Below are 25,389 nucleotides of genomic sequence, written 5' to 3' on the forward strand. Positions count from 1 at the left end.
GGTGGAGCATATTGATCACATCCTTGTCGTCGATGACGACAGGGATATTCGTGAACTGATTGTCGATTACCTCGTGAAATCCGGCTATCACGCCTCTGGCGCTGCGAACGGGAAAGAGATGCGCGCAGTGCTCGACAAACAGCATATCGACCTGGTGGTGCTGGACGTGATGATGCCCGGCGATGATGGCCTGACGCTGTGTCGGCAGCTGCGCAGCAGCAGGCATAAGGATCTGCCGATCCTGATGCTCACCGCGCGCAACGAGGACACGGACCGGATCCTGGGGCTGGAGATGGGCGCCGACGATTATGTGGTGAAACCGTTTGTGGCCCGCGAACTGCTGGCGCGTATCAAAGCTATCCTGCGTCGTTTTCGTACTATGCCGCCGAATCTTCAGGTGACCGAGGCAGGGCGCCTGGTGGTGTTCGGGGAATGGCAGCTGGATACCGTGGCGCGTCATCTGATTGATAACGAGGGGATGGTTGTGGCGCTCAGCGGGGCGGAATATCGCCTTTTGCGCGTATTCCTTGACCATCCTCAACGGGTGCTGACCCGCGATCAGCTGCTGAACCTGACGCAGGGACGTGATGCCGAGCTGTTTGAGCGTTCAATTGATCTCCTGGTGAGCCGCGTGCGACAGCGTCTGAATGAAGATGCCCGCACGCCCGCCTACATCAAAACCGTTCGCAGCGAGGGCTACGTCTTTACCATGCCGGTGACCATCGTCGAGGCCAATGAATGACGCTGTGGCCCCGCACCTTACTGGCCCGGCTGCTGATCATTGTGCTGCTTGGGCTCTTGCTGGCTAACGCGCTCAGCCTGACGCTGGTCATGGTTGAGCGAATGCGCAGCGCGCGTTCGGTTATGCTGGGCAATCTTGAGAACGACGTGGCGACCAGCGTGGCTATTCTCGACCGGCTTCCGGCCAAAGAGCGGCCAGAGTGGCTGGAACGGCTCAGTCGCGGTAATTATCGTTATATCCTTGGCCCCGGCGAGGCAGGCGCCGCGCCAACGGACAAGCGCTCGCGGGATGCGATTCGCACCCTGAAAGAGACGCTTTCAGCCCAATATCCGCTCCATTTTACGACGGTGCCAGGGCCGATTTCCCATATTCAGGCCCATCTGTCGCTTCGCGACGGCGCACCGCTCACCATCGATCTGATCCCGCGCATGCCGCCTGTCGCCAGCTGGTTGCCCGTGGTGCTGGTTCTTCAGCTGTTACTTGTCGCGCTTTGCTCCTGGATTGCCGTGCGCCAGGTTGTCCGGCCCTTCCTGCTATTCACGCGCGCGGTTGATTCCCTCGATCCTGCGGCCCATTCTCCGATGACTGAAAAAGGTCCGGTTGAGGTGCGCCAGGCAGCGCACGCTTTTAATGAGATGCAGTCGCGGATACAGACCTATCTGCGTGAACGCGCGCAGATTCTGGCGTCCATTTCTCACGATCTCCAGACGCCCATCACGCGCATGAAGCTGCGGATCGAAATGGCGGATCAGCCCGAACTCCGCGATAAGCTGCTGAGCGACCTGGATAATATGTCGCGCCTGGTACGGGAGGGGATTGCCTATGCCCGGTCATCAGAATCCCTGGAAGAGACCACGCTGAAGCTGGAGCTGAACGCGTGGGTTAACAGCATCGCCAGTGATTATCAGGACATTGGTAAAAACGTGCAGTTTCATGCACGCAATGCGCGTCTGCCGATCGTCACTCGTCCCCAGGCATTGCGCAGGGTAATGACCAACCTGCTGGATAATGCGCTGAAGTTTGGCGATAGCGCGGTAATAGAGATTGATGAAGATGAAAGGCAGGTCGCGATCCGCATTATGGATAACGGCCCTGGCATCCCGGAGGCAGAACTGGAGGCGGTGTTACAGCCGTTCTACCGGGTTGAAACGTCGCGCAACCGGGAAACGGGCGGCACCGGGTTAGGCCTCGCCATTGCCGCGCAGCTCACCGCCCAGCTTGACGGGAAATTGCAGCTTGCAAACCGGGCGGAGGGCGGGCTGGCCGTAAGCGTAACCCTTCCGCGCGGTTAATTGTACGCCTGTGTATCTGCACGCCGCGCCGATACGCAGGCAGACAAAATTCAGCTTTTCGCACACGGCCTGAACACATTCGTACGGTGAAATGACCTCACTGCACCTTCGCAGCAACCGTATCGTGAGGTCGTTATGTTTCTGATAATCGCTTTTTTAGGCGGCATGATTAGCCTGCTCAGTCCGTGCACGCTTCCCGTCATTCCTCTGCTGTTCGCTGGCTTTCAGGGGCAGCGCAAACACATTCTGGCGCTTCTGTCGGGAATGATTGTGATGTTCACGTTGGTGGCGATGGTAGTAACGGTTGCCAGCGAGTGGATCGCTGACGCCACCGTTATCGGTCGCTGGATTGCGCTGTTGGTACTGAGCATTGCCGCCCTGGCCCTGATCTTTCCGCAGTTTGCTCAGCGCATTGCCCGCCCGGCGGTCAGCGCGGGAAACGTTCTCAACACCCACAGCATGCAGCGACGCGGCCTGGTTTCGGCTTTTCTGGCAGGGCTGGCCGTTGGACTGCTGTGGTCCCCCTGTGCCGGACCGATTCTCGGGGCGATCTTCAGCATTAATATTGCGGGCCACTCGGCCATCGCAACTGGAGCGCTGTTAGCCGCTTACGGCAGTGGGTGCGCGTTGATGCTGGGGCTGCTTGTTGCGGGGGGCCGTAAGTTGATAACCCCTCTGAGAGCCAAATCCGCATTGATGGCGCGTTTGCGTCAGGGAGCGGGAGTGATGATGTTAGCCGCTGTTGCGTTCAACGCCAGCGGGATGACCTCAGCCCTGAAAGGTGCCAACGGTATTGCCGACCAGCTGGAAAACGCCCTGTTGAGCTTGGCGCAACCATCCTCCACGCAGGTGAAACTGCAACCGGTCGCTGACGCGACGCCGAGCAGCCAGCTACCGTCATTAAGCGGCGGTACGGGTTGGGTAAACGGTGACCCTGTCACGTCTGAGTCCTTGAGGGGGAAAGTTGTGCTTATCGATTTCTGGACCTGGGACTGTATTAACTGCCAGCACACGCTTCCGCACGTGCGTAACTGGGCGAAGAAATATCAGTCTGAAGGTCTGGTAGTGATTGGCGTCCACACCCCGGAATACCCCTGGGAAAAGCCGTTATCATCGGTGAAAAACGCGGTCAACAAATGGCAGCTGCCGTACCGCGTAGTGACGGATAATAACTACAAAATCTGGAGCGCGTTCGGAAATCAGTACTGGCCAGCACATTACTATTTCGATGCGAAAGGGCAACTGCGTTACACCGCGTTTGGCGAGGGGAACTACGACAAGCAGGAGGCCGTGATTCAGCAGTTGCTCAAGGAAGCACGTTCCTGATCCGGCTTACGGAACCCGCTGAGCCACCATAAACAGGCGCGGAAAAGCCAGCAGTATCTGCCCGTTCTCCTGGAGTGGATACTGCTCTTCCAGCAGCTCAAGATAGCGTTTCAGATAGTTTTTCTGCTCGCTCTCGCTGAGATCCTGTAACCACGGCCGTAACCCCGTCGCGCTGACCCAATCGATAATCGCCTGATGAGAGCTCATCTGATGGAAGTAGGTGGTGCGCCAGATATCCACGTCGCATCCCGCTTCCGTCAGAATATCGTAGTAGGCATGGATACCCGGCAATGGCTCGCGGCCACGATCGGGGTAGCCCTGTTCCCAGGCAACTTCACGCATCAGGGCGTGCGTCGGCTCAAGCCAGTTGTCAGGCATTTGCACCGCCAGCACGCCGTTTAACTGGAGCAGTGAAACCAGGTGCGGCAGAAGGTGGTAATGGTCCGGGATCCATTGCAATGAGGCGTTAGCATAGATCAGGCTGAGAGGCTGGTCAGGTTTGTAGTGCCGGATATCCGCCTCAACAAAGTGGCAGTCTGGCAGGGCCTGCCGGGCTTCCTCCAGCATGGCCGGGGAGTTATCCACGCCAGCGATCTGCGCAGAAGGCCAGCGCTGTTTCAGCAGCGCGGTGCTGTTGCCTGGCCCGCAGCCCAAATCCACGGCAGAGGTTATGTCAGCAAGCGGCACCCGGGCGAGTAGCTCTGCGGCGGGACGTGTGCGTTCTGCGCTGTACTGTAGATAAAGAGAGGGATCCCAGTCGGCCATTTTCGCATCTCCATGTTGAGGTGTTCAGCAAGAATAGCACAGGCAAATACCTGTGCCGGGGAAGGTATCTGGCTAATGGTGAGATTATAAAATGCCTTTCAGGGCCAGGTGATAGAGCAGCATGATGGTTTTTCCGTCGACAATCTGCCCATTTTCAATGCCCCGAAGCGCGTCGTCCAGCGTCATTTCCAGTACGTCGAATCAAACGTGCATTTTCCGGCAGAGCGGCGGAAACGGTGGTATTGGCCTCACCGGAAAAGATCAACACGGCCTCGGCGTTTGTGATTGGCGACCTGTCGCTGGTGAATACGCTGGTTGTTGAAAACACAACGGATGAACGCTGGGTGAGCGCTCTGAAAGAAAAGGGCGTTGCGGTGATCGCAAGCCAGTAAATATCCGCTTTTTTGCCAGCCTGACCGCATGGCTGTCAAACAGACAAAGGTTATCCTTCTGGCGGATTTCTAAACTAAGGCTTTCATCTGTTTAAGGACAAGCCATGAAAGCGATCTCCATTCTGGCGTGCGGCGCGGACCCAACCGCGCAACGCCTGTCAACGTCTGCCATTCAGCAGGCCATAAATAGCGCTCAACAGAACGATGTCATTGTTATTCCGCAAGGCCGTTTTCTGACCGGAGCACTGTTCCTGAAAAGCGGTGTTTCGCTTCGCCTGGACGCTGGCGCACAGCTCGTTGGAAGCCAGGATCTGGCTGATTATCCCCTGATAAACACCCGGGTGGCGGGCATTGATATGCGCTGGCCGGCAGGCATTATTAATATCATCGATTGTGAAAACGTCAGTATTACCGGTACAGGCACGATAGACGGGCAGGGTGTTATCTGGTGGCAACGCTTCTGGGGCGATGACGAGCGCAGCGGCATGGTCGGCGATTACAGCGCCAGAGGATTGCGCTGGGTGGTTGATTACGACTGTCAGCGCCCGCGCAATATTCTGGTCTTTGAAAGCCAGAGCATTCTGCTGCGTGATGTTACCAGTCGGGAGTCCGGATTCTGGAACATGCACCTTTGTTATTCGCGCCATATCACGGTTGAGGGCGTGCAAATCAGCAATTCTGCGGGGCCGAGCACCGACGGGATTGATATCGATTCCTGTGAACAGGTGCGGGTTGAACGCTGCATTGTTTCCTGTAATGACGACAATATCTGCATCAAATCAGGACGAGGACGCGAAGCGGCGCAAAAAGCACGTACTGCAAGGGATATAGTGGTCCGCGGATGTACGCTGAATAAGGGGTCCGGGATCACGCTGGGGAGCGAAACCTCAGGCGGCATTGAACGCGTCCTGATAGAAGATAATGCGTTTAACGGTACGGGCGTCGGGTTTCGCATTAAGTCGGCCCGCAACCGGGGCGGGTTTATCCGTGATATCACCGTCCAAAATTTACGGCTTATGGACGTGCGTTTTCCGGTGCTGATCCAGCTGAACTGGTTTCCGCAGTACAGCTATGGCGGCCAGAGCAATTTATCTGATAAGCCAGAACACTGGCGCAAGCTGGCTGATGGCGTCGAGGGCGAAGCCGGTCTTACTGCGGTCAGCGGACTGACGATTAAAAATATGACGGCGCATCGCTCAGACAACAAATATTTCTCGCGGGCATTTTTCATTGAGGGGTATCCGGAGCGTCCTGTGGCTGGGTTAACGCTGGAGGGTATTTTGATTGACGCGACAGAGTTCGGGAAAATTTCCGGTGTGGATGGGTTGCGCTTTCAGAATGTGCAGGTGACTGCCGTGGAGAACACGCAAGACTGTAACGACAGTTACGAACGTTAAGGGCATAGAAATGATGGACATAATGCGCTGAATGAGCAGAACAAGGATGGGCCCGAAACGGCTGGATTTGTTCTTAATTAATCTTAGTTCGCATAATGTATATTATGTTAAATGAGATATTATGAAGCCTATCCCTCGTCAGATAAGCCCATCGAATCCCACCCCTTCCCTGTGCCTCTACTGAGGAAGCCTGAGAAACAGTGTTCGTTCCTGAGTCTGCGATGCTTTGAAACCATGGTGGATATAAAACGCTTTGGCTTCCTCAGTGAGTGCATGAACCATAATCGCCCGCACCCCGATATTCTCAGCTACCCGATAACAGCGTAAAACCGCATCGTGGAGTAAATCGGCTCCCAACCCGTTTCCGCGTAACGAGACATCGACAGCCAGACGAGCAAGAATAATCACGGGAATGGGATCCGGCATGTTACGCCGCAGATTCCCTGTCGCTTGCGTATGGTTAACGCTGCCGGTAGCCAGAGAGTAAAATCCCGCGACCTGCTTCGTGCCTGTTTTACAAACGACAAACGTACGGGCTGCGCCGAGCGCCTGGTTTTTCAGACCTCTTTGTTTTAGCCATTCGTCAAGCACGGCCTCTCCACTGACGAACTCCGCCAGTTGATGAACGCTGGATAACGGCTCTGGTGCTGTTACACGTCCCACTGCGGTTTCCTTGCCAGCAGTTTTTCTATGGCCGGATCGTCCGCGACCGGGGCATCGAGCATGTCAATGAACTCGGCATACTGTTCATCGTTAAAATTGAATACACGCCGATCGAGGATCACATTCTCGGCTGCCTGACAGGCCATCTCCAGAATGAAGTCTGTACGTGATTTATGGAGGATCTCTGCGGCGGCATCAATAAGCGCCCGCTGGGATTCTTTGGCTCTGAGATTGAGTTGAACATCTGATTTCATGGGCATACCTCTTGTATAGCAATTGCTTTACAAGCATAGCATAAGCGCTGTGTATAGCAATCGCTATACAGCGCCCTTAATCATGTCTGACCTCTCCACACCGCATATCGCAAGAATTTGCTCTCTCAGCCAACGGTGACCAGGGTCGCGTTCCATTCTTGGGTGCCACATCTGCGATACCGTAATACGACGGCTTTTGAACGGCAGCTTGAAAACGTGTACCTGGTCCGTTACCTGCTGATTGAGTAAATAGAGCGCGGGTATCATGGCGATAAGATCTGATGCCAGCGCCACGGACAGTGCCGTCGGAAATCCCGGTACGACGCTCGCGATTTTACGTTTTGTCCCCAGTTCGGCCAGCGCATCGTCAACGGATCCGTGCAATGCGCCCTCGGGTGACGCGACCACATGGCCCCAGGCGACATAATCGTCCACGTGTATGTCTGCCTGCGTAGCCAGCGGGTGCCCCTTACGCACGACGCCCACAAACCGATCCTCAAACAACCGTTGCAGCCGTATTTCAGGCCCCATATTGCTCTGGACGCCAATCTCCAGATCAACCAGCCCTTCCCGAAGATAGCGCGACGTTTTTTCCGGCTTAGGCGCGAAGCGTATACAGACGTCCGGCGCGGCGTCGGCCACAGCCGCTATAAGCGCAGGCCCAAACGCTACCACAAAACCATCGTTTGCCCTGATGGTAAAAAGACGCGCCAGACTTCGCGCGCTGAACGTTTCGGTTGAGGGCTGCAATACCGCCCTGGCCTCGTGCACTGCACGCCTGGCGCGATCCCGGGTCGCTTCGGCCCACGGGGTCAGTACCATGTTACGTCCGGCGCGCACCAGGATCGGGTCGCCTGTAACGTCGCGTAACCTGCTTAATGTCCGGCTCATGGCCGAGGTGCTGAGGTTCAGCCGACGTGCCGCACCTGCGACACTCGCTTCGCTCAGCAATATGTCGAGTGCAATCAGTAAATTAAAATCAGGATCGGTCATAGCGCTCATTCCTGTTCATTCAGATAAGGCGTTTCGTGCAACGATAAAGTGCAAATGGTGCGCCTTCCGCCCTGTAAAAGCCATCTTTATAGTTTTGTCATCCATACACGCTTCTCAGAGGACACTATGATGACGCTCTTTTCCAGTCAACCCGGCGACGAAGGACTGCCCGGCCCGGCGCGCGCACGGGTGATGGCCGCAATAATGACCACCACCTTAATGGGCGTGTTTGATGGCACCATGATCAACATTGCCCTGCCCTCCATGGCTCAGGAGATGCAGGTACCTGCCAGTATTGCCGTCTGGTTCGCCAACGGGTATCTGCTGGCGGCTGCGATGACGCTGGCGATATTCGCGGCGCTTGCGGCCCGCCTGGGTTATCGCCTCGTATTTCTGGCAGGTCTGACGACCTTTACCCTGACATCGCTGGGTTGCGCGCTGGCGAATACATCCGAAGTGCTTATCGGTATGCGCGTGCTTCAGGGGATCGGCGGCGCGGCGACGCTGAGTATTGCCCCCGCAATCCTGCGGTCCATATTTCCCGGGCGATTGCTTGGCCGCATTCTGGGGTTGCACGCCCTGCTCATCGCCTCCAGCTCCGCTATCGGCCCGGTATTGGGCGGAACGATCCTTCACACCCTGAGCTGGCAATGGCTGTTTGCGATAAACGTTGTTCCCGGCACCCTCGCCTTAGTGCTGGCGTTTAAAGCGCTGCCGCGGGAGGCTGTTCGAAAGCAAGCGCCCTTCGACACTCCGGGCGCCATATTGTCGGCGCTGCTGCTGGGGTCGACGATCATGGCGGCGAACAGCCTCCAGGACGCGACTTATCACCTTGGCAGTCTTTGCTGGACGGTGCTCGCTGCGCTGAGCGGCATGGCGTTTATCTGGCAGATCCGCCGCGCGGATAACCCCTTACTGCCACCGACGATGTTTAAAAATGAACGTTTTACCCTCGCGGCCTTCACGTCGATGATTGCTTTTGTCAGCCAGGGGATCACTTTTATTGCACTGCCTTTCCTGTTTCAGAGCGAATACGGCTACAGTCCGGTATTGTCTGCCCTGCTGTTTACGCCGTGGCCGTTAGGGATCGTACTGATTGCGCCGCATGCAGGCCGGTGGGCGGACACGATTTCAGCCCCGGCGATATCCACCCTGGGGCTGGTGATTTTTGTCGTGGGTTTGATCCTGCTGGCGACATTACCCGACCGCCCTTCAGTGTGGGATATCTGCCTGCGGAGTCTGGTGTGCGGAGTGGGGTTTGGCTGCTTTCAGAGTCCCAATAACCGTGAAATGCTCTCCAACGTTATTCGTGAGCATGCGAGCTATGCATCCGGTGTTTTATCCATTATGCGCACGTTCTGGCAGTGTCTGGGGGCCGCCGCCGTGGCCGTTCTACTGGCGGCAGATGAAAGGTCAATTCATCTTGCACTGTGGGTCGCCGCCGCGGCTTCTGCGATAGCGGTCGTCGTCAGCGCGAGCCGGTTGCGTAAAATCACTCATCCTGCGGAAACAGGATGAGCGCGAAAATATAACTAAGCGCTACTCCAGTGCCAGCAGCGCAAAACTCGCCAGCCAGTGGCCGCCGCTGTAGTGGCTGCCGACAACATGTTCCACGCTTGCCGAGAGATGGCGCGCAACGGCATCCTGTAACGCCTGCTGCGCCGGGTGGTTTTCCGGCAAGGCGCGGGCAATGTGCTTCATACACCACGCGCGGCTGAGGTTAAGCCCGTCCAGGTGCGCGATTTTCGGGTCGGTGCGGTCGCTTACCTCAGCCGGGTTCATCAGCGCTGAAACGGCACCCACTTCAGGCAGAAACGCATCGAACCAGGCCGGGAAATTCTCTACCACCTTACTCATCAGCAGGGCCTCGGTCAGCGCCCCGGAGATATACTCGTCGCCGCCCGGCTCATAATGCGCCGGATATTGCGTGTCCGTATGATAAAAGCGCGTCGCCGCGTCCAGGATCGCCTGTTCAAGCCCGTCATCCGTCACCGCCCGGGCATAATCCAGACCCAGCGCGAGCGCAAACGCCGTGTTGTAATGTGTTCCGACGCGGATGGGATAGGTAAGCTTGCTGAGGTAATCCACCAGCCGCTGGCGAATATCCCGCGTTAACGGTTGCAGCGTCTGGTACCAGCGCTCCGCCTGCGGCAGTGACGACTGTTTCAGCTCCTGCGCCAGCGCCAGCAGCCAGCCGTAGCCATAAGGCCGCTCAAACGACGCGCGGAACGGCGCGGTAAAATAGGCCAGCTCCTTCGCCACCTTCTCGTCGGTCAGGTGTTCTTCGAACAGAGTGATGATCTCTTCCCGGCACGGCAGTTCGGGCCAGAGACGCAGGCAGCGCAGCAGCAGCCAGTAGCCGTGCACCGCAGAGTGCCAGTCAAAACAGCCGTAAAAGATCGGGTGCAGCTCGCGAGGCGGCAGAACGTCGCCGTCATCGTTGAGCAGATGCATAATGTGGTTCGGGTATTCCTGACGTAAATAGGTCAACGGCATTCTGGCGAAAGCGTCAGCCTGATGTTGCGTTAATTCCATTGCAGCTCCTTAGCGAAACACGAGGAAATACATTAAGAACACGTTCACCACCAGCAGGGTTAACGCGGTCGGGATCTGGATCTTGATAACCTGATATTTGTCTTTTAGCTCCAGCAGCGCGGCGGGCACAATGTTGAAGTTGGCGGCCATCGGCGTCATCAGCGTGCCGCAATAGCCAGCGTACATACCGATAGCCAGCAGCGGCGCCGGGTTACCGTGATGGACGTTAATCAGGAATGGCAGAGCGATACCGGCGCTTAACACCGGGAAGGCTGCGAAGGCGTTACCCATGATCATGGTAAACAGCGCCATCCCCACGCAGTAAATGACCACCAGCATGAAGCGGCTGTCCGGGTTAACAAACAGGCTGACCACCTTTTGTACCGATTCGCCGGTATTCGCCACCACAAACACCCCGCCGAGCATGGCGAGCATCTGCGGCAGGATCACCGCCCAGCCAATGGTATCGACCAGCCGACGCGACTGACGCACCGCATGCAGCGGCGTACCTTTTGTCAGCCACCAGCCGGTAAGGATAGCCGCCACGCAGGCCACGCACAGCGCCGCCAGCGTAAGCTGTTTCTGGTCGAGCAGATAAACGCCGCCAATCGACACGCCTTTCAGAAACAGCGTCCCGATGACCGTTACCACGGGGATCATCAGCGCGGGCAAGAATAGCCAGTTTTTCAGCCGGTTCGACGAGGCAACACGCTCCTCCTCGGTGGACATTTTATAGTGCCCCTTCCCGACCAGCCCGAAACCGGCCAGCAGCGCAATCACGATAACGGCGCCGCCAATAATGCGATACGCCAGCGACTTACCCAGCTCCTGCACCATCAGATCGCCAAACAGGAAGATCCCGCCGAACAGAAACCAGAACAGCGCGGTGGTATAGCGTTTCGGGTTAGCGCGATCGCGAAGGGTCATCACAACCAGCAGCATCACGACGAAGCCGATTAGGTAGTACACGCGGTTAATGGTAATGAGGGTCATCATGGTGCGATCTCCTGCGTACCCTGTTCTGCTTTCCAGGCCATCACGTCGCGACGAATGCTGGCATCGAGGCGCAGCAGACGCGTCATATGGATGATCAGTGCCGCAATAGCGGTCGGAATGGCCCACAGGCCGATATGCAGCGGTTCGATCCCCTCGATCCCGTTCTCTTTCAGGAACGCATCAATCAGCAGTACCGCGCCAAAGGCGATAAAGATATCTTCCCCAAAGAAAACCGCGATATTGTCACACGCGGCGGCATGGGCTTTGATTTTGTCGCGGATAGTCTGCGGCAGTTCGCCGTATTCATTCAGGGCAGCCCCTTCCGCCATCGGCGCCAGCAGCGGACGCACCGTTTGCGCGTGGCCGCCAAGGGACATCAGGCCCAGCGCAGCCGTCCCTTCGCGGGCAACAAAGTAGAGCATCAGGATACGCGCCGAGGTGGCGCTGGCGATCTTCGCGACCCAGGCCTGGGCGCGCTCTTTCAGCCCGTAATACTCCAGCAGGCCAATCACCGGCAGGATCAGAATGAAGGTGGCAAGCGATCGGCTATTCACGAACTTTTCGCCAAAGGTTTCCAGCAGCATACCGAAATCCATGCCAACCAGCAGGCCCGTCGCCAGCCCCGCCACCACGACAACCAGCAGCGGGTTGAAACGCAGTGCAAAACCAATAACCACCACCGGAATCCCGATAAGTGGCAACAGTGTAGAACTGTCCATAAACGTTACCCTATCCAAAGTGAGCGTTGCGCGCCGACGGCTATTTTTTATACTTCGCAGCAGAGCGAAGCCGGTGCATTACGGCGCGCGATGTTGTGTTTTGCGTCAGGCTCCACAGAACCTGCACTAAAAAGCTATATCTGAACGTCAAAAACATGTAAACAATTTATCAATAAAATGTTCTTATTTTATCGACGGGTTTACATTTCGGGGGAAGGATCGTTATGACAGTAAAGAAAAAGACGACAGCATTGAACCACGACGATATTGCGGACGGGCGAATCGTCTCCTCCCGTCATCTCGTCTCAGAGCGGTGTGCTGAATTATCAGAGCTGGAATATGCGCTGATCATGACCAGCAATGCGTTTAACAAATGGATGGTGCGCTGCATGACCGCAGCGGGTGAACCGGATATGGGGGCCTTTGACGTTTCGCTTCTGCACCACGTGAATCACCGCAACCGCAAGAAAAAGCTGGCCGACATCTGCTTTGTGCTGAACGTGGAAGATACCCACGTGGTGACGTATGCGCTGAAAAAGCTGGTTAAGGCGGGATATGTCACCAGCGAGAAAGCCGGAAAAGAGCTTTTTTTCTCCACTACGGCGGAGGGAAAAGCGCTGTGCATGAAGTACCGGGAGGTGCGGGAGGCCTGCCTGATCAACATTCATGCGGAAAGCGGTATTCCGGGCGCGTCGATTGGCGAGACCGCGCAGTTACTCCGCGCGATCTCCTCCCTGTATGATACCGCCGCACGCGCGGCGGCCTCGCTTTAAGGACGGCGGAAAAGCGACATGCTCCGCCCGGCCAGTTCATAATCGACGGATTCCGTGATGATTTCCCCTGTGGGGGCATCATCCGCCGTCGAAAGCTCCAGCACCCAACCCCCTTCGCCAAACTGCGGGATCTGGAATGGCACCGTGCCTTCAAACGGGTTAAACAGCATCAGCACGTCGTGCCAGACGCCCTCTTCCTGCTCAAGATCGGGACGGCTGATGGCAAGACCAAGGGTGGAACCCTCGTCCCATTGTTCCGACTGCTGCGGTCCGCCACCGGCGTTAAACCAGCGGATCTCCAGCCCGTCGCGCCAGTTCTCACGTCGCAGCAGCGGCTGCGTCGCGCGCAGGGCAATCAACCGACGGGTAAAGTCGCGCAGCTTCTCGTCGTTCTCAGTGAGTCCTTCCCAGTTTACCCAGGAGATCTCGCTGTCCTGACAATAGCCGTTATTATTGCCCTTTTGCGTCCGGCCAAACTCATCGCCTGCCAGCAGCATCGGCGTGCCGTGGGAGAAGAAGAGCGTGGTGAGGAAGTTGCGCTTTTGCCGCTCGCGGGTGGCGATGATATCCGGGTTCTCCGTAGGCCCCTCTTCACCGTAGTTATACGACCGGTTATCGTTATGTCCGTCGTTATTATCTTCCCCGTTATCGGCGTTATGTTTCACGTTGTACGACACCAGGTCGTTCAGCGTGAAGCCGTCATGCGCGGTAATAAAATTGACGCTGGCCCACGGACGACGCCCGCGCAGATCGTACAAATCACCGGACCCTAACAGACGGGCGGCAAAATCGTTAGAGACGTTATCCCCCTTCCAGTATTCACGTACCGTATCGCGGTATTTGTCGTTCCACTCACCCCAGCCTGGCGGGAAGCCCCCCACCTGATACCCGCCGGGGCCGATATCCCACGGCTCACCGATGAGCTTCAGCTTCGACAGCACCGGATCCTGGGTCACGGCATCGAAGAAGCCGCCGCGTGGATCGAACCCCTCCGGCTCACGTCCGAGAATGGTCCCGAGATCAAAGCGGAAACCGTCAATCTGCATCGATTCCGCCCAGTAGCGCAGGGAGTCCATGACCATCTGCAACACGCGCGGGTGCGAAGTATTAACGGTGTTCCCGGTGCCGGTATCGTTGATGTAATACCGGTGCTGATCCGGCATGGTGCGGTAATAACAGAAGTTATCAATTCCCTTAAACGACAGGGTTGGCCCCAGCTCGTTGCCCTCCGCCGTGTGGTTATAGACCACGTCGAGGATCACCTCAATGCCCGCGTCATGATAAGCACGCACCATGTCGCGAAAACCCTGGATCCCCGCCGGGCCGTAATAGCGGGACGCTGGCGCAAAGAAAGCGAGCGAGTTATAGCCCCAGAAGTTTTTCAGACCGCGATCGAGCAGGTGCTGATCGTCAGGGAACCAGTGAACCGGCAGCAGCTCGACCGAGGTAATCCCGAGGCTTTTGATGTACTCCACCGACGCTTTATGCCCCATCCCCTCAAACGTACCGCGCAGTTCAGGCGGAATAGCCGGGTTAAGCTGGGTAAAACCTTTGACGTGGCTCTCATAGACCACGGTATGCGGCCACGGGATATCGGGTCGGCGGGAGTCTTGCCAGTCAACGGCATTGGGGTCGATGACCTTGCATTTGGGCGTAAACGGCGCGCTGTCTCGCGTATCAAAGCTGAGATCCAGCTCATCGTGTCCCAGCTCATAGCCGAAGTGGGCATCGTTCCACTCAATGTCACCCACCAGTTCACGGGCATAGGGGTCAATAAGCAGCTTATTGGGATTGAAGCGGTGACCGTTCTCCGGATCGTAAGGGCCATACACACGGTAACCATACAGCGCCCCCGGTTTCAGATCCGGTACATAGCCGTGCCAGACCTCATGGGTATATTCCGGCAGTTCCAGGCGAGCGATTTCTGTTTTTCCCGAAGGGTCAAACAGACACAGCTCCACCCGCTCCGCATGGGCGGAAAACAGGGCGAAGTTCACCCCTTTCCCGTCATAATTTGCGCCCAACTGCTGGCCATGACCGGCCCGAATTTCAAACGTTGTATCCTTTGGCATTTTTGTTCTCCTCGATTAGTCGCAGGTAAGCAGAACCAACAAACATCCCTTTTCAGACGTTAAATCCAGCGTCTCTGGCAGAAGGCGGCGCTCACCGGTAAACAGATCCCGGTAGTGCTTCCCGGCCAGCTCCTGGGGTATGGCCACCGTAGTATTGGCCCACAGCATCGCATTGTCGGTGACGTCAAACACCAGACGCGGCACGGCGACGATCAGCGCCTCGTCATCTTTTATGCGGGCATAAACAATCAGATTCTCCTCCCGCTCGCCGGTCACCTTCAGCGGCAGCCAGTCGCCATAGCGGAAAAGCGCGGGGTAATGCGGCCGCAGCCGTAACAGCGTGGCGGTGACGTACTGCTTCACGCTGCCGTCTCGCCAGCGTTGCGCATCGTTAAAGAGTGCTGCATCCGCCGTGCTGAGATTTTTCGCCAGCGCGGTGAAATCCGGTTCGCGGCGGTTATCCGGGTCGACCAGGCTGAAGTTAAGCCCTTCGCTGCCCTGGTAGATGTCCGGTACGCCGGGCGCAGTCAGCTTGATCACCGTCTGGCTCAGGCTGTTCATTAACCCTGCCCGAATAAACGGCTGGAGTGCGGCACTGAAATCGCGCAGGAACAGGGTGTTGTCCGGGGAAAGCAGATGGCGCACGTAGTCCAGCACCACGCTCTCGTACCCTTCGTTGCTGTCGATCCAGTCGGTACGCTGCTTGGCCTCGCGCAGGGCTTTCTCAATAAAGCCGAGGAAACGCTCTTCCAGTGACTTAAGGCCATCACGATCGTCAGGCGACAGCGTGGCTGGCCAGACGCCCGCCAGCGCCTGGAAGATCATCCAGGTGTCGGCGGCGTTCGGCGCGGTACCGTCGTTGAGGAATCGGACCTGCGTCTGGTTCATCTGCCGCCAGCGCGCCAGGTTTTCTCCCCACAGATCTGGCGCTTCCGTCAGCGTATACAGACGCGCTCGCGCATCCTCGCCGCGTTTGGTGTCGTGGGTGGAGGTTCCCAGCAGCGCATCGGGCTGGCGGGCAAGACGAATGCGCATCTCCTGATGAAAACGGGAAAGTGAAAATGCGCGCGGCGTCGGGTCGGCGCCGACTTCGTTCAGGGCCAGCTCCAGGTTATGGCGGAAGAACAGCGTATCCTCTACCGATTTCGCCATCAGCGGCCCGGTCAGTTGCTGAAAACGGGTGCGGAAAAGCGAGGCCAGCGCGTGGTCATGCTCCGGCAGATCGCCGGTAAGAATATGCACGATCAGGCTGAGCGCGGGTTCAGAGGTGTCGACGCTGGCGACCACGCGACTTAGCAGCGCCACATCCGGTGGCGTCAGCCCCTCTCCGGTGCCGTAGGTGCGATACACCGGAAACGCGATAAGCAGCTCGCGCAGGGCATGGCGGATATCCTCATGCTCCACTTCGGCGCCGTTATGCCCGGCCAGCTCGCTGGCTATTTTGAGCAGCGTGGTAAATTCACCTTCAAAATTACGATCGGTCATCAGCCCTTTGGCTTTGCGAAGTTCCGCCTGCCTGTCCACGGTCGTACCCAGCGTCTCATCGTAGAGCGTCTCCAGTCGCGAGAGGTTGGTATCGTCCACCAGCACTTCCGCCAGCGAGGCGATGAACTCATAGCCCGTGGTCCCCGAGACCGGCCACTCCGGAGGAAGCTGTTCCCCTTTGGCGAGGATCTTCTCTACCGTGATGTAGCAATCCGGCCCGGTCGCCACACGCAGGCGCTGCAAATAGCCCAGCGGATCGGCAAGCCCGTCCACATGGTCAATGCGCAGGCCGTCGACTACCCCGGCGTGGACAAGCTCAAGGATCAGGCGGTGCGTGTCTGCGAAGACCGCCTCATCCTCTACCCGCACGCCGACCAGCCCGGTGATTTCAAAGAAGCGCCGCCATGAAAGCTGTTTCGACGCTTCCCGCCAGGACATCAGCCGCCAGCTTTGCGCCTCGTGGATCTCAGCGATGCTCTTGCCTTCGGCATACGTGCCGGGATTAAGCGGGTAGGCGGTATCATAGTAAACCAGCGCTGCGCTGTTAGTGACACCGTCACGTTTTAAGGTGATAGCCCCCCGCTCCAGCTCGGCTTCAAAGGTGTCGCCAAGAAACGGCAACGTCAGCGGTCGGGACCAGTCGATATCAAAATACGCCGCATAGCGGCTCTGCCTGCCGTGCTCGATAACATCGCGCCACCAGCGGTTTTCCAGCGAGGTCGACATATGGTTAGGAACAATATCCAGAATCAGCCCCATCCCCGCCTGTTTCAGCGCTGCCGCCATGCGGTCAAACCCTTTCCGCCCGCCAATCGCCGGGTCGATTTCGTTGGGGTCGGTCACGTCATAGCCGTGGGTGGAATCCGTGGTTGCGGTGAAAACAGGCGACGCGTAAAGATGGCTGATTCCAAGGTCTTTCATATACGGAATCAGGTCCACCACGCGATCGAAGGTCATGCCGTTGCGAAACTGAATTCGGTAAGTAGAGGAAGGGATCATAGCGCTGCTTCTCCATCAGCAAAGCGAACAATAATGCTGTTCGGCGGCAGGTTATCGACTGCCTCCGGCCAGCTAAAGATCGTTTTTCCGGGCAGGTCCGGTAAGGCGAGCGGCTTTTTGCCGATATTCAGCGCCAGCGACAGCGTGCCGGATGGAAAACGCCAGTTCACGGCAACCATGCCGAGCGCCGTTTGCAGGACGTTACCCTCCACGGCGCCCCGCTGTTTCAGTAACGGGACGATAAAGCGCTGACGCAGCGCAATCAGTTCGCGCGTCACGTGCAGCCACGCCCTGCCTTCCTCCGTGTCTGCCTTGTTCCAGTCAAGCTTCGACCGCATAAAGGTATTTACGTCATTGGGGTCCGGTACGGTGTCATCGTGCCCGGCATGGCCGGTAAACTCTTTCGCGCGCCCTTCCCGCACGGCTTTCGCCAGGTCGCCGTGGAAGTCGGTGAAAAAGAGGAACGGATGCGTTTCGCCATACTCCTCCCCCATAAACAGCAGCGGAATATGGGGCGACAGGAGCAGCGCCGCGAACAGCACGCGCGTTTTATCCGCGCCTGCCAGAGAGATAAGCCTCTCCCCCTGGGCACGGTTGCCGACCTGGTCGTGATTCTGAATAAAATCGACAAAAAACTGTGGGGGTTGCTCACGACACTCTACCCCGCGCGATTTTCCGGTCTGAAGCGAGATTTCCCCCTGGTAGACAAAGCCCTCTGCCAGCGCCCGCGCCAGTTTTTTCTCCGGCTCAAAGGCAAAATCCTGATAGTAGGCGTGTGATTCCCCGGTCGCGAAGACATGCGCGGCGTTGTGAAAATCATCATTCCATTCGGCGGTGAAAAGCGGCGTCTGACCATGCTCATCACGCGGATGCAGGAAAATCACGTTGCGACTGTCTTCGGTGGTCAGATGGATATGCCGATCCGGAAATGCGTCGCGGATCCGTTGCGCTATTTCAGGAAGAATATGGGTCTCAGCGTCGTCATGGATCTGGTCGATGGCGTCGAAGCGCAGACCGTCAAGATGATACTCCGAGAGCCAGAATAACGGCGCCTCAGCGATGTATTGCCGGACGGCCTCAACCTCATAGGCAATACCGTTGCCCCACGGGGTCATGCGATCCTGATGGAAAAACGCCGGCGAGAGCAACGGCAGGTAGTTCCCTTCCGGGCCAAAGTGGTTGAGTACAATATCCAGCACCACGGAAAGCCCGAGCGCGTGGGCGGCATCGATGAAGGCATGAAAATCATCCGGTGTGCCATAAGCTGAGTGCGGGGCATACAGCAGCACGCCGTCATACCCCCATCCGCGCGCGCCCCCGAACTGGGACACGGGCATCACTTCCAGTTGCGTAATACCCAGTTCGGCCAGATAAGGCAGTTTGTCGATGGCCGCTCTGAAGGTTCCTTCCCCGGTGAAGGTGCCGATATGCAGCTCGTAGATCACCGTCTCTTCCCACGGTCGTCCCTGCCATTCCCGCTGAGTGGGCAGGCTGCGACGCGGGTCGATCACCACCGACGGGCCGTTGACGTCCGACTGCTGCGCGCGCGAGGCCGGGTCCGGCACCGCCATTCCATCCTGTAAAACAAACTGATATGTCGTACCGTGCCTGACGCCGGGCACGTCAATCTGAAACCAGCCGTCGCCCACCGCCGCCATGGGAATGTCGGTATCGGTTAAACGCAACGTAAGATCTTTTTGCCCTTCTGCCCAGACGCGAAAACGTACAACGTCATCGGAAATAAACTCAGCACCCCAGTGCCTGCGACATGTTCTGAATTCCATTCATTGTCCTCGAATGACCACATTTTACGCGGAACGAAATACAAGCTTAGACCAGGATCTACAGAGTGTTATGCCAGCAGGGTATGCCGCTTCGTCTATTATCTATTTATTACTCCCACTTAAGGAATACTATGCATATTCGAAAAGGATTAAGTACCGACCTCGCCCGTCTTGAATGTTGTGATTTTTCTTTCACGGTTGATGAGATTGCCAGAGAGCCATTTCTCAATGGTGATTTGCATATCGAGGCGCTGACCGAACCTTATCTTAAAACCTATGAACTGGATCTCCAGACGCTGGAAAATCATTGCGTTCATCCGGATTCAATATTTCTTATCGCCGAAACGGATGACGGTGAAATCGCCGGTTTTATTACCGCGTCCTGCAACTGGAATAAATTTATTTCGGTGGATTACATTGCCGTGGAGCGTACAAAACGCCGTACGGGCGCGGCGCACAAGCTGATGTCCGCCACCCACGTCTGGGCGCGAAGCCTCAATGCGCCCGGCTTACGGCTGGAGACGCAAAACGTTAATGTTTCTGCCTGTCTGTTCTATCGTCACTACGGATTTATTCTGGGCGGTTACGATCGCTATCTTTACAATGCCCTGCCGGAAAAAGATGAGGTCGCCCTTTTCTGGTATTACATGCTGGCTTGAGAAAATATTTTATATCCGCTACCGGAAGATAGATTTGTCTGAATTTGTCAATTTTGCCCGCTTACGTTTAATTAACGACTAATCTTGGAATTCACTATTAAGGAGGCCGGTATGTCTACAGGAAATAATCACACGCTGCATTACCCTCGTCCACCGTTTGCTGAACAACCGCAAAGGGCCCCCGGGCTGGCATCGGAAATGAAGCCAATACCGGATCATGGTGAAACAAGTTATATCGGGTCAGGAAAACTGGCAGGAAAAAAAGCGCTGATTACCGGCGGTGATTCCGGAATTGGTCGTGCGGTAGCGATCGCCTATGCCCGTGAAGGTGCAGATGTCGCTATTGGCTATTTGCCGGAAGAGGAGTCCGATGCGGCATCGGTCATAGCGCTGATTCAGGCTGAAGGCCGTAAGGCGGTCGCCATTCCGGGCGACATTCGCGTGGAGTCGTTCTGCGATACGCTGGTGGAAAAAGCTGTCGCGGAACTGGGTGGCCTGGATATCCTGGTGAACAACGCCGGACGCCAGCAGTACTGCGAATCGATCGACGATCTCACCACGGCAGATTTTGACGCGACGTTTAAGACCAACGTCTATGCCCCCTTCTGGATCACCAAAGCTGCGCTGCGCCATTTGCAGGAAGGCGCCGTGATCATCAACACCACTTCCGTTCAGGCGTTCAAACCGAGCGCGATCCTGGTGGACTATGCGCAGACCAAAGCCTGTAACGTGGCCTTTACCAAGTCTCTGGCCCAGCAGCTGGGACCGCGTGGCATTCGGGTGAATGCCGTCGCGCCAGGTCCATACTGGACGCCTCTTCAGTCCAGCGGCGGTCAGCCGCAGTCCAAAGTTCAGAAGTTCGGGGAAGATACGCCCCTGGGCAGACCGGGCCAGCCGGTTGAAATCGCACCGCTGTATGTGCTGTTTGCCTCCGATACCTGCTCATACGCCTCCGGGCAAGTGTGGTGCTCTGACGGCGGTACCGGCGTACTGTAAAGCATCCTCTCAGACCTATCCATTCCATGGATAGGTCACATTCACTTCCCTGCTGTTCTCAAAAATCTCAGTTGAACTATGATGAACTTACTATTGAGGAGCCCATCATGTTTACTGTGAAAAAACTTGCGATATCAACCCTGTTGACCGGTTCGGTTTTATTCTTTCCCGCGATCCACGCGGTGGCCAGCGTTCCGCAGCATGTGGTGAAACAGCAGGCTGGCGGCTACAGCGTTCAGGTTGGCGATACGATTGTCACCGCCTTTACGGACGGCAGCGTGCCGCAGGATCTGCACGCCTTACTGCGCCGGACGACGGCGGAAAATACCGATGCGTTACTGGCTAAAAACTTCCAGGCCAATCCGGTGGAAGCGTCGATTAACGCGTTCTATATCGCCATCCCCGGCCACAAAATTCTGGTGGATACCGGTTCCGGTCAGCTCTTCGGCCCCGGCAAAGGCGGACGGCTGATTGAGAGCCTGGCGACGCAGGGCATTACACCGCAGGATATTACCGATATCCTGATCACCCATGCGCACTCCGATCACGCTGGCGGCCTGGTTAAAGACGGTCAGCGCGTGTTTACCCGCGCGCAGGTGTATGTCGGCAAACCGGATATCGATTTCTTCTTTAACGACGAGAACCAGAAAAAGTCCGGCTATGACCAGAACTACTTCGACGTCGCGCGCAAGACCTTAAAGCCCTATCTTGACGCCGGAAAAGTGAAGACTTTCTCCGGGACGGAACAGCTTCTGCCGGGCATCAGCGGTACGGTACACCCGGGCCACACCCCAGGCTCCGCGTTCTACACGCTGGAGAGCAAAGGTGAAAAAATTACCTTTGTCGGCGACATCATTCACGTTGCCGCGGTTCAGTTCCCGCAGCCCAACGTGACGATTGCTTACGATGAGGATCAGGACGGCGCCGCCCGGGTACGCAACGCAGCTTTCGCTGAGTTTGTGAAAAACAAAGATCTGATTGCGGCGCCACATCTGCCTTTCCCCGGGATCGGCTATGTGACGAAAGGTGAGCGGGAAGGCTACGCGTGGGTTCCGGTGACCTATACCAACCGTGACGCAAAATAAGATGTCCCCCTCCGATATGGATATGGATATGGACCTGATCCTGACGCTGGATGCGTTACTCAGGGACCAGAATATCACCCATGCGGCCGCGCGGCTGGGCATCAGCCAGCCGGCGATGTCTGCCCGCCTTGCGCGCCTGCGCGTGTTGTTCAGTGAGCCGCTGTTTGTCCCTTCCCCACACGGACGTGGGGTGTTACCGACGCCGCGCGCCGAGGCGTTAAGGCCGCAGGTCGCGACGGTTTTGCAGGGCATATCGGCGATGCTTGAACCCACCACGTTCAACGCGCAGAACAGCAACCGCACCTTTGTGATTGCCCTGCACGAGAACCCGGCGCTGATGCTGGGGGCAGAGTTGCAGAATCAGATTAGCGCTGCGGCACCAGGCATCCGCCTGCGTTTTGCGCTCCCGGAAACCCCGCTGCTGCCAGCACAGATGGAAAATGGCGATGTGGATATTTATGTCGGCGTTAATGCGGGGGCGCACGATGCATGGGTCAGACGCAAGCTGTTTGACGATGAATATGCCACCGCCCAGCGTAAAGGCCATCCGCGCGGTACGGGGCCGATGGATCTGGAAAGCTATTGCAGCCTTTCCCATCTGGTGGTTTCATCCGAGGGCGACCCGTTCGCAGGCTTTGTCGATCAGCATCTGGCGGGGCTTGGCCACCAGCGTAACGTGGTGATGTCGACGCAAAGCTATGCGATGGCGCCTGCGATTGTTGCCGGTACCGATTTGCTCTGCACCCTACCCAGACGCATGTTGGTACGGTTCACACAAACGCTTGATATTTTTCCGCCGCCGCTGGATCTGCCGCCGATCGTCATCGGTATGTACTGGCACCCGAAAAACAGCCAGGATCCGGCTAACCGCTGGCTACGTGAACAGCTTCTTCAGGCCGCCGGACGTCAGGTGTGATCGAGGATACTCATCAATTTTTTCAGCACCTCAGAGCGAATAATCCGGTGGCAAACCAGCGTCAGCTCGCTCTCCCGGAGTCGGTCAAGAATATCCACAAAGACGACGTTTTGTACGCATATCGCCTTCGCTGAGGCGGGCAGCATGGCGATGCCAAACCCTGCCGAGACGAGGCTTATCACCGTGGGGACATCGGTGGCATTTTGCACAACGTCAGGCTGTATGCCCGCGCTGTGGCAGGCATCATAGAAATATTGCTCCAGCCCCATCCCCTCCGGGTCGCGCAGGGCAATCCACTTCTCCTCTTTCACCGACGCAAGCGTCAGCGCGGCGGAGCCCGCCAGGCTGTTTTGACGAGGTAAGGCCAGCACGGCTTTTTCCGTTGTGAAAGGACGGCTTTGCAGATCGTCAGGCAATAGCGGTAACGGGGCACGAATAATGGCCACATCCAGCTGGTTGCTTTGCACGCCGGTATAAAGGGTTTGCACGTTTCCCGTCATCATGGAAAGGCTGATAGCTGGCCATTTCTCATGTAAAAGCCGCAGCGCGGCGGGCAGCTTACTGTCGAATATTGCGCTTGAAACACATCCGAGATTCAGCACGCCCTGTTCCCCTCTGGCCGTCTGTCTGGCATCCAGAATCGCCTGATCGGTCATTAAAATCGCGACTCTGGCTTTACTGAGAAATGCCTCACCGGCTGGCGTCAGCGTCAGGCGACGATTCGCCCGGCTAAAGAGCATTACCCCCAGACGATCTTCCAGCGTTTTTATCTGCTGGCTCAGTGCGGGCTGCGCCATGTTAAGGCGCTCCGCCGCACGATGCATGTGAAGCTCTTCCGCCACCACGATAAAATTGCGCATCAGTCGAAACTGCATACTGTGCCTTCACTATTGATAATAAAATTCATATTAAAATAGCATAAATGATGCAATTGATAGCCCTCTTCGTCCGGTTAAGAATGGAAGCATTCATCCAAGGGGGACAATATGGAAAACCACATCAACGATCTCAGAAGTGCTATCGAACTGCTCAAACGCCATGAAGGTCAATACCTTGAAACCAGCCATCCGGTCGATCCTGACGCGGAGCTGGCGGGTGTGTACCGGCATATTGGTGCTGGCGGCACGGTAAAACGTCCGACGCGCATCGGCCCGGCGATGATGTTTAACGCTATAAAGGGGTATCCCGACTCCCGTATTCTGGTCGGAATGCACGCCAGCCGCGAGCGGGCGGCGCTCCTGTTGGGCTGCGAGCCCTCTGAACTGGCAAAACACGTCGGCCAGGCCGTGAAAAACCCGATTGCTCCCGTTGTGGTTCCGGCGGCCCAGGCGCCGTGTCAGGAACAGGTGTTTTATGCCGACGATCCGGACTTCGATCTGCGTAAATTGCTTCCGGCACCGACCAACACGCCGATAGATGCCGGTCCGTTCTTCTGTCTGGGGCTGGTGCTGGCAAGCGATCCGGAAGATGCCTCGCTGACCGATGTCACTATTCACCGTCTTTGCGTTCAGGCGCGCGATGAGCTCTCCATGTTCCTTGCCGCGGGCCGCCATATAGAGGTGTTCCGTAAGAAAGCCGAGGAGGCGGGCAAACCGTTGCCGGTCACGATCAATATGGGTCTCGATCCCGCTATCTATATTGGCGCCTGTTTCGAAGCCCCTACCACGCCCTTCGGCTACAACGAGCTGGGTGTCGCCGGTGCGTTACGTCAGGCACCCGTCGAGCTGGTACAGGGTGTGGCCGTAAATGAAAAAGCGATTGCGCGTGCGGAAATTATCATCGAAGGCGAACTGCTGCCTGGCGTGCGCGTAGAAGAAGATCAGCATACCCACACCGGGCACGCGATGCCGGAATTTCCCGGCTACTGCGGGGAGGCTAACCCCTCCTTACCGGTAATCAAAGTAAAGGCCGTCACGATGCGTCATCAGGCGATCCTGCAAACTCTGGTGGGACCGGGCGAAGAGCACACCACGCTGGCCGGTTTGCCAACGGAGGCCAGCATCCGGAATGCGGTGGAAGAAGCCATCCCCGGTTTTCTGCAAAACGTCTATGCGCATACCGCTGGCGGCGGGAAATTCCTTGGCGTATTGCAGGTGAAAAAACGCCAGCCCTCTGACGAAGGGCGTCAGGGTCAGGCGGCACTCATTGCGTTAGCCACCTATTCCGAGCTTAAAAACATTATTCTCGTCGACGAAGATGTGGATATTTTCGACAGCGACGACATCCTGTGGGCGATGACCACCCGTATGCAGGGCGATGTCAGCATCACCCATCTGCCGGGGATCCGCGGACACCAGCTCGATCCGTCTCAGGCGCCGGACTACAGCCCCTCCATTCGTGGCAACGGGATCACCTGCAAAACGATTTTCGACTGTACGGTGCCCTGGGAGCTGAAGTCCCGCTTTGAGCGTGCGCCCTTTATGGAGGTAGACCCGACGCCGTGGGCGCCTGAACTGTTTAAAAAATAGCGTTAACCGGAAAATCTTCTTCACCCTTCACGGGTGAAGAACCTCACGCTGAAATTGCCGCATCCCCTGCTTTCTTGT

22 protein-coding genes and 2 pseudogenes are annotated in these 25,389 nt (G+C 57.0%); 12 read left to right on the forward strand and 12 right to left on the reverse strand.

Going from position 1 to position 25,389, the window contains the following annotated elements; all coding sequences use genetic code 11:
• Window position 1 precedes the first annotated feature (1 nt).
• The 3 genes from ACOTW6_RS01420 (at window position 2) to ACOTW6_RS01430 (ending at window position 3,360) form a co-directional block, all read left to right on the forward strand.
• On the forward strand, window positions 2-742 hold the full coding sequence (locus tag ACOTW6_RS01420; protein ID WP_017382353.1) for a response regulator: 741 nt from the start codon (window positions 2-4) through the stop codon (window positions 740-742).
• A complete protein-coding gene (locus ACOTW6_RS01425; RefSeq protein ID WP_194302638.1) occupies window positions 739-2,034 on the forward strand; it encodes an ATP-binding protein in 1,296 nt (431 codons plus the stop codon). The genes ACOTW6_RS01420 and ACOTW6_RS01425 overlap by 4 nt, the downstream gene beginning before the upstream one ends.
• 135 nt (window positions 2,035-2,169) lie before the next feature.
• Window positions 2,170-3,360 (forward strand): cytochrome c biogenesis protein/redoxin, encoded by a 1,191-nt coding sequence (locus ACOTW6_RS01430; protein ID WP_213788776.1) that lies wholly within the window; start codon window positions 2,170-2,172, stop codon window positions 3,358-3,360.
• A gap of 6 nt (window positions 3,361-3,366) precedes the next feature.
• Here the strand turns inward: ACOTW6_RS01430 and tam are convergent, their stop codons facing one another.
• Together tam and ACOTW6_RS01440 are read right to left on the reverse strand one after the other, a co-directional pair.
• Entirely contained in the window at window positions 3,367-4,125 is a 759-nt protein-coding gene (gene tam / locus ACOTW6_RS01435) for a trans-aconitate 2-methyltransferase (protein WP_063132717.1), read from the reverse strand.
• Between the two features lie 84 nt (window positions 4,126-4,209).
• A pseudogene (locus tag ACOTW6_RS01440) lies at window positions 4,210-4,323 on the reverse strand (GDP-mannose pyrophosphatase); the annotation flags it as partial.
• A gap of 2 nt (window positions 4,324-4,325) precedes the next feature.
• Here ACOTW6_RS01440 and ACOTW6_RS01445 point away from each other — a divergent pair.
• Together ACOTW6_RS01445 and ACOTW6_RS01450 are read left to right on the forward strand one after the other, a co-directional pair.
• Window positions 4,326-4,517: pseudogene (locus ACOTW6_RS01445) on the forward strand (DeoR family transcriptional regulator); the annotation flags it as partial.
• 104 nt (window positions 4,518-4,621) lie between these two features.
• Window positions 4,622-5,914 carry a glycoside hydrolase family 28 protein gene (locus ACOTW6_RS01450; RefSeq protein WP_213788777.1) on the forward strand — a complete coding sequence of 431 codons (1,293 nt, stop codon included), beginning with the start codon at window positions 4,622-4,624 and terminating at the stop codon, window positions 5,912-5,914.
• Window positions 5,915-6,091: 177 nt separating this feature from the next.
• Here the strand turns inward: ACOTW6_RS01450 and ACOTW6_RS01455 are convergent, their stop codons facing one another.
• The 3 genes from ACOTW6_RS01455 to ACOTW6_RS01465 all read right to left on the reverse strand — a co-directional run bounded on the left by ACOTW6_RS01455 (window position 6,092) and on the right by ACOTW6_RS01465 (window position 7,824).
• Window positions 6,092-6,577 carry a GNAT family N-acetyltransferase gene (locus ACOTW6_RS01455; protein WP_003857133.1) on the reverse strand — a complete coding sequence of 162 codons (486 nt, stop codon included), beginning with the start codon at window positions 6,575-6,577 and terminating at the stop codon, window positions 6,092-6,094.
• Window positions 6,565-6,831 (reverse strand): DUF1778 domain-containing protein, encoded by a 267-nt coding sequence (locus ACOTW6_RS01460; protein WP_003857131.1) that lies wholly within the window; start codon window positions 6,829-6,831, stop codon window positions 6,565-6,567. The genes ACOTW6_RS01455 and ACOTW6_RS01460 overlap by 13 nt, the downstream gene beginning before the upstream one ends.
• A gap of 63 nt (window positions 6,832-6,894) precedes the next feature.
• A complete protein-coding gene (locus ACOTW6_RS01465; RefSeq protein ID WP_213788778.1) occupies window positions 6,895-7,824 on the reverse strand; it encodes a LysR family transcriptional regulator in 930 nt (309 codons plus the stop codon).
• Between the two features lie 129 nt (window positions 7,825-7,953).
• On the opposite strand from ACOTW6_RS01465, the gene ACOTW6_RS01470 reads away from it, so the two are divergent.
• A complete protein-coding gene (locus tag ACOTW6_RS01470; RefSeq protein ID WP_421766230.1) occupies window positions 7,954-9,342 on the forward strand; it encodes an MFS transporter in 1,389 nt (462 codons plus the stop codon).
• A 21-nt stretch (window positions 9,343-9,363) separates the two neighbouring features.
• Here the strand turns inward: ACOTW6_RS01470 and ACOTW6_RS01475 are convergent, their stop codons facing one another.
• Genes ACOTW6_RS01475 through ACOTW6_RS01485 form a run of 3 tightly spaced genes read right to left on the reverse strand, consistent with a single transcriptional unit; the run spans window position 9,364 to window position 12,074 of the window.
• A complete protein-coding gene (locus ACOTW6_RS01475) occupies window positions 9,364-10,359 on the reverse strand; it encodes a DUF2891 domain-containing protein (RefSeq protein WP_015570513.1) in 996 nt (331 codons plus the stop codon).
• 9 nt (window positions 10,360-10,368) lie between these two features.
• On the reverse strand, window positions 10,369-11,355 hold the full coding sequence (locus ACOTW6_RS01480; RefSeq protein ID WP_017382341.1) for a DUF979 domain-containing protein: 987 nt from the start codon (window positions 11,353-11,355) through the stop codon (window positions 10,369-10,371).
• On the reverse strand, window positions 11,352-12,074 hold the full coding sequence (locus ACOTW6_RS01485) for a DUF969 domain-containing protein (RefSeq protein WP_003857121.1): 723 nt from the start codon (window positions 12,072-12,074) through the stop codon (window positions 11,352-11,354). The genes ACOTW6_RS01480 and ACOTW6_RS01485 overlap by 4 nt, the downstream gene beginning before the upstream one ends.
• 224 nt (window positions 12,075-12,298) lie before the next feature.
• On the opposite strand from ACOTW6_RS01485, the gene ACOTW6_RS01490 reads away from it, so the two are divergent.
• Entirely contained in the window at window positions 12,299-12,847 is a 549-nt protein-coding gene (locus ACOTW6_RS01490; protein WP_045142140.1) for a winged helix DNA-binding protein, read from the forward strand.
• Here the strand turns inward: ACOTW6_RS01490 and glgX are convergent.
• Genes glgX through treZ form a run of 3 tightly spaced genes read right to left on the reverse strand, consistent with a single transcriptional unit; the run spans window position 12,844 to window position 19,187 of the window.
• Complete coding sequence (gene glgX / locus ACOTW6_RS01495; RefSeq protein ID WP_421766221.1) at window positions 12,844-14,919, reverse strand: glycogen debranching protein GlgX; 2,076 nt, start codon at window positions 14,917-14,919, stop codon at window positions 12,844-12,846. The two genes, ACOTW6_RS01490 and glgX, sit on opposite strands and share 4 nt — an antisense overlap.
• A gap of 15 nt (window positions 14,920-14,934) precedes the next feature.
• Window positions 14,935-17,403, reverse strand: a complete 2,469-nt coding sequence (gene treY, locus ACOTW6_RS01500) for a malto-oligosyltrehalose synthase (protein WP_213788780.1) — start codon at window positions 17,401-17,403, stop codon at window positions 14,935-14,937.
• Window positions 17,400-19,187: a malto-oligosyltrehalose trehalohydrolase gene (treZ, locus tag ACOTW6_RS01505; RefSeq protein WP_213788781.1), complete on the reverse strand. Its 1,788-nt coding sequence runs from the start codon at window positions 19,185-19,187 to the stop codon at window positions 17,400-17,402. The genes treY and treZ overlap by 4 nt, the downstream gene beginning before the upstream one ends.
• Window positions 19,188-19,318: 131 nt before the next feature.
• Between treZ and ACOTW6_RS01510 the strand changes: the two genes are divergently transcribed.
• From ACOTW6_RS01510 to ACOTW6_RS01525, 4 genes are all read left to right on the forward strand, one after another.
• Window positions 19,319-19,846 (forward strand): GNAT family N-acetyltransferase, encoded by a 528-nt coding sequence (locus ACOTW6_RS01510; RefSeq protein WP_213788782.1) that lies wholly within the window; start codon window positions 19,319-19,321, stop codon window positions 19,844-19,846.
• A gap of 111 nt (window positions 19,847-19,957) precedes the next feature.
• On the forward strand, window positions 19,958-20,842 hold the full coding sequence (locus tag ACOTW6_RS01515) for an SDR family oxidoreductase (RefSeq protein WP_022651207.1): 885 nt from the start codon (window positions 19,958-19,960) through the stop codon (window positions 20,840-20,842).
• 107 nt (window positions 20,843-20,949) lie between these two features.
• Window positions 20,950-21,927 carry an MBL fold metallo-hydrolase gene (locus ACOTW6_RS01520; protein WP_213788783.1) on the forward strand — a complete coding sequence of 326 codons (978 nt, stop codon included), beginning with the start codon at window positions 20,950-20,952 and terminating at the stop codon, window positions 21,925-21,927.
• Window position 21,928: 1 nt separating this feature from the next.
• Complete coding sequence (locus tag ACOTW6_RS01525) at window positions 21,929-22,843, forward strand: LysR family transcriptional regulator (protein ID WP_213788784.1); 915 nt, start codon at window positions 21,929-21,931, stop codon at window positions 22,841-22,843.
• Here the strand turns inward: ACOTW6_RS01525 and ACOTW6_RS01530 are convergent.
• Complete coding sequence (locus tag ACOTW6_RS01530; protein ID WP_213788785.1) at window positions 22,834-23,718, reverse strand: LysR substrate-binding domain-containing protein; 885 nt, start codon at window positions 23,716-23,718, stop codon at window positions 22,834-22,836. The genes ACOTW6_RS01525 and ACOTW6_RS01530 overlap by 10 nt on opposite strands.
• Window positions 23,719-23,829: 111 nt before the next feature.
• On the opposite strand from ACOTW6_RS01530, the gene ACOTW6_RS01535 reads away from it, so the two are divergent.
• The gene (locus tag ACOTW6_RS01535; protein ID WP_213788786.1) at window positions 23,830-25,311 is read left to right on the forward strand and encodes a UbiD family decarboxylase; all 1,482 of its coding nucleotides are present in this window, start codon (window positions 23,830-23,832) and stop codon (window positions 25,309-25,311) included.
• Window positions 25,312-25,389 lie beyond the last annotated feature (78 nt).

The organism is Enterobacter cloacae complex sp. IR5403 (assembly GCF_049238705.1).
Classification (GTDB): domain Bacteria; phylum Pseudomonadota; class Gammaproteobacteria; order Enterobacterales; family Enterobacteriaceae; genus Enterobacter; species Enterobacter hormaechei_C.